This is a genomic window from Sphingomonas bacterium, assembly GCF_903643065.1.
Taxonomy (GTDB): domain Bacteria; phylum Pseudomonadota; class Alphaproteobacteria; order Sphingomonadales; family Sphingomonadaceae; genus Sphingomonas.
The window spans coordinates 1-6,189 of the sequence record NZ_CAHJWX010000125.1; the positions used below are offsets into that span (position 1 = coordinate 1).

5 protein-coding genes and 1 pseudogene are annotated in these 6,189 nt (G+C 71.3%); 2 read left to right on the top strand and 4 right to left on the bottom strand.

Annotated features, from left to right (window positions below; all coding sequences use genetic code 11):
* From HUU95_RS05935 to HUU95_RS05945, 3 genes are all read right to left on the bottom strand, one after another.
* Positions 1 to 1,515, bottom strand: a 1,515-nt coding sequence (locus HUU95_RS05935) for a RecQ family ATP-dependent DNA helicase (protein ID WP_174279272.1), incomplete at its 3' end; no start/stop codon positions are given.
* A gap of 132 nt (positions 1,516 to 1,647) precedes the next feature.
* Complete coding sequence (locus tag HUU95_RS05940) at positions 1,648 to 1,833, bottom strand: helix-hairpin-helix domain-containing protein (protein ID WP_174279273.1); 186 nt, start codon at positions 1,831 to 1,833, stop codon at positions 1,648 to 1,650.
* A complete protein-coding gene (locus tag HUU95_RS05945) occupies positions 1,830 to 2,795 on the bottom strand; it encodes an agmatine deiminase family protein (protein ID WP_174279274.1) in 966 nt (321 codons plus the stop codon). Before HUU95_RS05945 ends, HUU95_RS05940 begins: the two co-directional genes overlap by 4 nt.
* Before the next feature lie 316 nt (positions 2,796 to 3,111).
* On the opposite strand from HUU95_RS05945, the gene HUU95_RS05950 reads away from it, so the two are divergent.
* Positions 3,112 to 5,103 (top strand): alpha/beta hydrolase family protein, encoded by a 1,992-nt coding sequence (locus HUU95_RS05950; RefSeq protein ID WP_254602650.1) that lies wholly within the window; start codon positions 3,112 to 3,114, stop codon positions 5,101 to 5,103.
* 50 nt (positions 5,104 to 5,153) lie between these two features.
* Here HUU95_RS05950 and HUU95_RS05955 read toward each other — a convergent pair whose 3' ends face one another.
* Positions 5,154 to 5,723 (bottom strand): NADPH-dependent FMN reductase, encoded by a 570-nt coding sequence (locus HUU95_RS05955; protein ID WP_174279275.1) that lies wholly within the window; start codon positions 5,721 to 5,723, stop codon positions 5,154 to 5,156.
* Between the two features lie 221 nt (positions 5,724 to 5,944).
* Between HUU95_RS05955 and HUU95_RS05960 the strand changes: the two are divergent.
* Positions 5,945 to 6,189, top strand: a pseudogene (locus tag HUU95_RS05960) (penicillin-binding protein); the annotation flags it as partial.

Genomic DNA, 6,189 nt, shown 5'->3' on the forward strand with positions numbered 1-6,189 from the left:
GCGGCGCTCGCGCTTCGGCTGCACCGCGAGCGCGAGCGTCTCGCCGCCCTTGAGCAGCCCGCGCGCGGCGGGGCCGAACTCCAGCCCGCCATGCTCGTTTGATCGCAGCGCGTCGCGCGCGAGCAGCGCGCGGCCGAGCGGCTTGAGCAGCGCCACCTCCTCCTCGCCGACAATGCCCCAGACCGACAGCGCCTCGTGTCCGTTGACCGCCGTGCGCTCGGACGATTTGCCCGCCAGCACCTGCTCGACATAGCCGGCTCCGAACAGCTGGCCGGTGCGGAACACGGCGGACAGGTATTTGCGCGCCAGTTCGGTCGCGTCGATAGTCTGGGCGGGCTTCAGGCAATTGTCGCAATTGCCGCAATCAATTTCGAGCGTGTCGCCGAAATGTGCGAGCAGGATGCGCCGTCGGCAGCCGGGCGTCTCCACCAGCGTGCCCAGCGCGGCGAGCCGCTGGCGCTCGCCCGCTTGGCGTGCGGGCTCCACCTCCGCCATCCGCTGGCGGGCGAGCTTGAAGTCGTCGGCGCCCCAGAACAGCCGCGCCACCGCCGGGTCGCCGTCGCGCCCCGCGCGGCCGGTCTCTTGGTAATAGGCCTCGATCGACTTGGGCAGCCCGGCATGCGCGACGAAGCGGACGTCGGGCTTGTCGATGCCCATGCCGAACGCGACGGTGGCGACCATCACCATGTCTTCCGACGCGACGAACGCGGCCTGGTTGGCGGCGCGCACGGCGGGATCGAGCCCGGCATGATAAGCGCGCACGGGCCGCCCCGCCTTGGCCAGCGTCGCCGCCAGCCGCTCAACGCCCGCGCGGGTCGGCGCATAGACGATGCCGGGGCCGGGCTGCTCCGCCATCAGGTCGGCGATCTGCGCGGCGACCTGATCGCGCGGCTGGATATGGTAACGGATGTTGGGCCGGTCGAAGCCCGAGACGATCAGCCCGTCATCGGGGATGCCGAGCTGCCCCAGGATGTCGGAGCGGGTGTGCGCGTCGGCGGTAGCGGTCAGCGCGAGGCGCGGCACGTGCGGGAACGCGTCCATCAACGGCGCGAGCAGGCGATAGTCGGGGCGGAAATCATGTCCCCACTCGCTGACGCAATGCGCCTCGTCGATCGCGAACAGGCTGAGCGGCGCCTGGCCGAGCAGGTCGCGGAACGAGCCCTGCGACGCGCGCTCGGGGGCGACGTACAGCAGGTCCAGCTCGCCGCCCCGGAACCGCTGGAGCGTCTGCGCGCGGTTCTCGTCGACACTGGTCAGGGTGGCGGCGCGCAGGCCCACGGCGGTGGCGGCGCGCAGCTGGTCGTGCATCAGCGCGATCAGTGGCGAAACGACGACGCAGGTGCCGGGAAACATCAGCGCCGGCAGCTGATAGCACAGCGACTTGCCCGCGCCGGTCGGCATCACCGCCAGCGTGCGGTGGCGGTCAAGGACGCGGTCCACCACCTGGCGCTGCACGCCCCGGAAATCGGGAAACCCCCAGACGCGCTGCAGGACGGGAAGCGGATCGGCGGTCATCGGCGCCGATGTAGGGCGGCGGCGTCACCGGGTCGAGCGGCGTTGCCCGGTTGGGTCTGACCGGCGCGCCGAGACGCTGGGCCGCGGGCCTCCCGACACGCGGGCGTGCATCAGCTCGATCTCGCGTTCCGCTCAGCCGATCGCCACCGCCGCCTCCGCGCCGTCCCATTTGCCCGTCAGGCCCGGCACCTCGTCGAGCTGGCGAAGCGCGGTGAAGCCGCCGCGGTCCTCGCGGCAGCGCACGATCTCGAAGCCGTGACCCTTTAGCTGGGGCACGCCGTCCAGCTCGGCGGCGGTGGCGGTGTTGAGATCGATCATGCGGGCACCTGTTGCGAGATACAGTGGAAGCTGCCGCCGCCGGTGAGGATATGGTCGGCGCGCAGCCCGATCGCCGCGCGGCCGGGGAACAGCGCGCCGATCGCCGCCACCGCCGCGTCATCCGCCGGCGCGCCGTACAGCGGCACCACCACGACGGCGTTGCCGATATAGAAGTTCATGTACGACGCCGGCACGATCTCCTCGTCGCGAAGCACGCGGCCGGGCGAGGGGACGGGCACCACGGTCAGCCCAGCGGCCTGCGCGTCGCGGGCGGCGTGCTGGTACACCTGCCAGTTCGGGTCGTTCTCCGCCGGCGCCGGGATCGCCACCGTGTTCGGCGCGACGAAGCGCGCGAGATTGTCGACATGCCCGTCGGTATGGTCGTGACGCAGCCCGTCGCCCAGCCAGACGATCCGATCGAGGCCCAGATCGGCGCGCAGCCGCTCCGCGATCGCCGGCTGGCGCAGGCCGGGGTTGCGGTTCGGGTTGAGCAGGCATTGCGCGGTGGTGATTGCCAACCCGGTGCCGTCGCCATCGATCGCGCCGCCCTCCAGCACCCAGTCGTGCGCCGTCACCCGCAAGCCCCGCGCGTGGGCGAGGCGCGCGCCGATCGTGTCGTCGCCGGGCAGGTCGTATTTGCCGCCCCAGCCGTTAAAGGCGAAATCGTGCGCGGCGCCGTCGCCGTCCAGGATCGCGGCGGTGTCGCGCAGCCAGATGTCGCCGAACGGCTCCACCACCACCCGCGCGAAGGGCGCGGCGTCGCGCGCCGCGGCGGCGGCTTCCGCGTCGGCGGCGACGAGCAGCACCTGTTCGCCGCGCCCCTCGGCGTGGACGGCGCGGGCAAAGGCGGCGACCTCGGCGCGCGCGGGGGCGAGATCGTCCGCCCACAGCTCGGGATGGCTGGGAAAGCCGATCCAGACGGCGGCGTGCGGCGCCCATTCGGGGGGTGGCGGCGAAGGCATCGGGCGGTTCCTACCCGTCGAGCGGGGCGGGGTGAAGTGGAGGAAGCGCAAACGCCGATGCGGTTCGGCGCACAGGCGCCCGCCGCGCGCCGGGATCGCGCGACGCGTCGGAACCGCACCGCACCGCGCCGGCGGGCCTCTCTCGCGCGTCCCGTGGGTCACGACGACGCGACCCCGACGCAAGAGGCGAGCGTCCGATGCAAGAGTGGACGGGGAGGGAGGGCGCAGGCACGACCGCGTTCAGGCACGATCGCCACCATTTAGGACAGGCGCTTGAAGTGTCCCGACGACGCGTTAAACCCGAACCACGACAAGCATGGGGGCGAAGATGCGGCGGGTGATCGGCTGGGCGGCGTTGGCGCTGGCGAGCGCGGCGACCGGAGCGCCGCCGGAGGGCTTCGACGCTGCCAAGGCGTTCGGCGCGCGCGATGGCGTGCTCGGCGTCAGCATTTCGCCCGATGGCCGATCGCTCGCGATCCTCGAACCGACAGAGGGGCGCGGCTCGGTGTTGCTGGTCGCCAAAGTCGACGTCGGGCAGATGAAGCCGGTGCTGGCGTCGAGCGGCTCGCCCGAGCGGATCGACGCCTGTCACTGGGCGAGCAACACGCGCCTGACGTGCAGAATGTTCTCGATCGACCGGCTAGTCGACCAGGATTACGGCGTCTCGCGCACGGTGGCAGTCGAGGCCGACGGCAGCGCAGTGAAGGACCTGAGCGCGCGGCAGCGGGGCCATACGCTGGGCTTCGCCACCAACGGCGGCGGCATCGTCGACTGGACGGGCGGGGCGGGCGACGGCAGCGTGCTGATGACGAATGTCCACGTTCCCGAGACGACGACGGGGACACTCACCGCGCAAACGGCCGAAGGGCTGGGCATCGACCGCGTCGACACGCGCACGCTCATCCATCAGCAGGTGGAGCCACCCATACCCTGGGCGACGGACTATCTCAGCGACGGGCGCGGGCATGTCCGCGTCATGGCGATCGCGCATCTCAATTCGCTCGACCAGGCGACGGGCACGGTCGAGTACCGATACCGCAAGAAGGACAGCCGCGCCTGGCTGCCCCTGGGCGAGGTGACATATCTCAACTATCGCGCGACCGGGTTCGAGCCGCTGGCGGTCGATCCCGATCTGGACGTGGTGTACGGGCTCGATCGGGCGAGTGGCCGTGTCGGCCTCTTCAAGGTCGCGCTCGATGGCAGCGGCAAGAAGGAGCTGGTGTTCGACCGACCCGATACGGACATCGACGAGGTGGTCCGGATCGGGCGGGCGGGCCGCGTGGTGGGCGCGAGCTGGGCCGACGAGAAGCGGCAGGTCGCGTTCTTCGATCCCGAGCTGAAGCGGCTGGCGGTGTCGCTGGGCAAGGCGTTGCCCGCGACGCCCACGATCAGCATCGTCGACGCCAGCGCCGACGAGCAGAAGCTGGTCTTGTTCGCGGGAAGCGACACCGATCCGGGCCGCTTCTACCTGTTCGACAAGGCGACCAGGCATCTGGCGGAGATCGCGCCGGTACGCCCGGCGCTCGGGTCGGTGAAGCTCGCAGGCATGACGCCGATCCACTTTCCCGCCGCCGACGGGACCAGCATCCCCGCCTATCTGACGCTGCCGCCGGGGCAGGAGACTGCGAAAGGGCTGCCCGCGATCGTGCTGCCGCATGGCGGCCCCGCCTCTCGCGACGAATGGAGCTTCGACTGGCTGCCCCAGTTCTTCGCCAATCGCGGGTTCGCCGTCATCCAGCCGGAGTTCCGCGGCTCGACGGGTTATGGCGACAGCTTCTTCCTGGAGAACGGCATCCGGTCCTGGCGGTCGTCGATCGGCGACGTGGACGATGCCGGCCGCTGGCTCGTCAAGCAGGGGATCGCCGATCCCGGCAAGCTGGCGATCGTCGGCTGGTCCTATGGCGGCTACGCGGCGCTGCAGAGCCAGGTGGTCGACCCGGGCCTGTTCAAGGCGGTGGTGGCGGTCGCGCCGGTGACCGACTGGATAGCGATGAAGGCCGACATGAAGAACGGCCGGAGCCGCCAGCAGATCGAGGCGCAGTTCGGCGGCGCCGTCAACCTCGACGCCGGCTCTCCCGCGCGTCATGCCGATCGGTTCGCGGCGCCCGTGCTGATGTTCCACGGCGATCTCGACCAGAACGTGGCGGTGACCCAATCGCGGCTGATGGAGGCGCGGCTCAAGGGCGCGGGCAAGCGCGTCGAGCGGATCGAATATAAGGGGCTCGATCACCAGCTGGACGACAGCCAGGTCCACGCGGCCATGCTGGCCCGGATGGACGCCTTCCTGCGGGCGAGCATGGGGATGTGAGCGCGGGGTGGCGAAGGCGCCGCCCTTGCATCCGCGAGCGGCGCGGCGTGTCAGGGCTGCGCCACCAGCGCGAACCTGGCCACCTGGCGCCCGACCAGCCGCAGCTGTTCCACCACCGCCGGATCGCTGGCGCCGCCCTCGTCGTCGAAGCGCGTGGCCTGGCTGTTGATCGCGGCGGCGAACGGCGTCGGCCAGCCGCGCAGCGCGTGGACGATCGAGCGCAGCGCCGCGATCGTCGAGCCGGTCGCCTGCCAGCCATAGGCGGTCGCGATCAGCCCGACGGGCATGTCGGCGAGATAGGGCCGCGCGTCCTTCGCCGTGTCCTCCAGGAGGTCGAGCGCGTTCTTGACGACGCCGGAGATCGAGCCGTGATAGCCGGGGCTGGCGATGATCAGCGCCGACGCGCCACGCACGGCGGCGACGAACGCGTCCTCGGCGGCGGTGCGCGCCGTCGCCTTGGGATCGAACAGCGGCAGCCGCGCCATGTCCGCGCCGCCGAACATGCGCGTCGCGAACCCCTCGCGCGCGGCGGCATCCAGCGCGATGCCGAGCGCGCGCTCGGTCGACGACACGCCGCCGATCGTGCCACCGATGCCGACGACGAGGGGTGGGGAGGACATGGGCTTGCTGTAGGGCGGGGAACGGGCGGGGTCGAGGCGGTAGGCGCTGCCGAGAGGCGAGAGGCAATAGGCAATAGGCAATAGGCAAGTGAGTGGTAGCGGCGGTCTGGAGGTGCAAGCGGCGGGACGCCACCACGCCTGATGCCTGATGCCTATTGCCTTAATGCCTCCTCTCACCCCCTTTGCCTTCCCGCCCGCACCGCCGTATGGCACCAACACACGTGACCGACCCGATGCGCTTCGACCCCGATGCCGACCGGCCTGCGACGCGCGTGCGCTATAACTATGCCGCCGCGCTGGACGAGGCGCCCTACCGGCCCGATCAGGCGGACCAGGCCTTTTATCCCGAGGCCGCGGCGCCGCGACCGCGCCGACGCTGGCTCGCCTGGACGGCGCGGGGGCTGGCGCTGGGCATCGTGCTGCTGGTCGCGGCGATCGGCTGGCTGCTCGTCACCGCGCCCCTGTC

Bases quoted from the DNA above. Each gene is read 5' to 3' on its own strand.
- HUU95_RS05955 (WP_174279275.1), bottom strand. From the start codon at position 5,723: ATGTCCTCCCCACCCCTCGTCGTCGGCATCGGTGGCACGATCGGCGGC.
- HUU95_RS05950 (WP_254602650.1), top strand. From the start codon at position 3,112: ATGGGGGCGAAGATGCGGCGGGTGATCGGCTGGGCGGCGTTGGCGCTG.
- HUU95_RS05945 (WP_174279274.1), bottom strand. From the start codon at position 2,795: ATGCCTTCGCCGCCACCCCCCGAATGGGCGCCGCACGCCGCCGTCTGG.
- HUU95_RS05940 (WP_174279273.1), bottom strand. From the start codon at position 1,833: ATGATCGATCTCAACACCGCCACCGCCGCCGAGCTGGACGGCGTGCCC.